The sequence below is a fragment of the Buttiauxella gaviniae ATCC 51604 genome (assembly GCF_001654835.1).
Taxonomy (GTDB): Bacteria; Pseudomonadota; Gammaproteobacteria; order Enterobacterales; family Enterobacteriaceae; genus Buttiauxella; species Buttiauxella gaviniae.
In genome coordinates this window covers 1-1,639 of sequence record NZ_LXEP01000076.1, presented here as the reverse complement: position 1 = coordinate 1,639, position 1,639 = coordinate 1, and the positions used below count along the sequence as shown (strand labels likewise).

Annotated in this window: 3 protein-coding genes; 1 reads left to right on the top strand and 2 read right to left on the bottom strand. The window is 50.2% G+C overall.

The window, feature by feature from the left end:
• A partial coding sequence (locus tag M977_RS23715; RefSeq protein WP_064519610.1) for an oxidoreductase occupies positions 1-648 on the top strand: 648 nt, incomplete at its 5' end.
• Positions 649-703: 55 nt separating this feature from the next.
• Here the strand turns inward: M977_RS23715 and M977_RS25970 are convergent.
• Positions 704-886: a DUF6434 domain-containing protein gene (locus M977_RS25970; RefSeq protein ID WP_280643864.1), complete on the bottom strand. Its 183-nt coding sequence runs from the start codon at positions 884-886 to the stop codon at positions 704-706.
• A 31-nt stretch (positions 887-917) separates the two neighbouring features.
• The gene (locus M977_RS23705; RefSeq protein WP_064519604.1) at positions 918-1,535 is read right to left on the bottom strand and encodes a dTMP kinase; all 618 of its coding nucleotides are present in this window, start codon (positions 1,533-1,535) and stop codon (positions 918-920) included.
• Positions 1,536-1,639: the final 104 nt, after the last annotated feature.

Here is a 1,639-nt window from a genome sequence, read left to right as displayed (position 1 = left end):
AAAAAAGCCCTGCATCCTTACGCTGACAATCTGTGCATCGTCACCAAAGTCGGTGCTCGTCGTGATGAAAAAGGTGGCTGGTTAACGGCATTCACGCCGCAGGAACTGGTCAGCGCGGTGGAAGACAACCTGTGCAATCTGGGGCTTGAGGTGATGGAAGTGGTGAATCTGCGCAGTATGCTGGATATTCATCAGCCGAAAGAAGGATCCCTAGAACCGCAGCTGGAGGCGATGATTAAGCTGAAAGAACGTGGACTGGTTCGTCACATTGGCCTGAGTAATGTCACGGTAAAACAGGTGGAGGACGCGCAGAAACTGACACCAATTGCCTGCGTGCAGAATATGTATAACCTGGCCAACCGCCACGACGATGCGCTGGTGGATAAACTGGCGGAGCAAGATATTGCCTACGTGCCCTTCTTCCCGCTGGGCGGATTTTCCCCACTACAATCAACGCAACTCGATGAAATAGCCGCTGACTTACAAGCCACACCGATGCAGGTGGCGCTGGCCTGGTTGCTCAGACGTTCACCGAATATTTTGCTGATCCCCGGCACGTCATCGCCGGAACATTTGCAGGAGAATCTGGCCAGCGCACGGCTGAATTTATCTGATGAAGTGATGGAAAAGCTGAACGGAATGAACTAAGGATCTTGTGAACTGAGTCCTTGGCATCGAGGACTCAGAATTTAAAATATCAGCGTTATGGTGACTGCCTGAGCTTCCACTCATCAGCCACATCGGCCAGAGTTTTAGGCACCTCATTACGTACCCAGGCCATAAAATCACTTTCGAACCAAAAGTCTACCCCGCACTGCTCAGTCAGAAAACGCCGGACATTTTTTTTATTCCTGTAACGCTTATCCACAAGCGTAATACCTGTCAAATAAATGGGATGCGTAGGGAAAAGACGATGCCTATGGGCATCCGGGCACTTTGTAGATCTCAGAAATTACCTGCATCGTTGCGTCTTCGATCGTTCCTTCATTACGGCATAAAATCCATTCATGATTGGCTATTTCTCGCTCGAACGCGGTGGTACAAGCGACATGCTCTTCCAGCTTAGAAATCACCGTACTACCCAGCCCACGCGATCGGGACGCGGCCCTCGCCCATGAAATGTCAGGTGCAGTCACCACCCCGACATGCAGGTCTGGCGTTCGCACGTTTCGTTCAATGTTAAGCTGTAAAATCTCTGCAAAAGGAATCATCCGGCGAAACGCGGCATCCGACGGATACCAGCGATCCATCAGGATAATGCAGTCCACTGGCTGTTTAGTCAGCACATGCCTGGAAATCCAGGCACGGCTATCTGCAAGGCGCTCACAAACCTCCCGTTCCAAATCCAGAGTGGGATTTCTGGCGAGCTTGTTAACCAGGGCCATTGTTTCGCCCCTGTAAGGATCGCTTTTTTTCTCGCAAAGCCGGATGACCTTCTTGTTGTCAGCCCTGAGTACTTTCGTAATGGCCTCCAGCAATGTGGTTTTACCGGCCCCCTTGGGCCCATCCAGAGAAACAAAAAATTGACGTCTCATTCTTCAAATGACGATTGATATACGGTTTTTGTAAAGCTTGCATCTGGCAAAAACATCTCATTTCCTTCGTATGAACCGCTGACTAACCCTTCGTTTTAATGTGG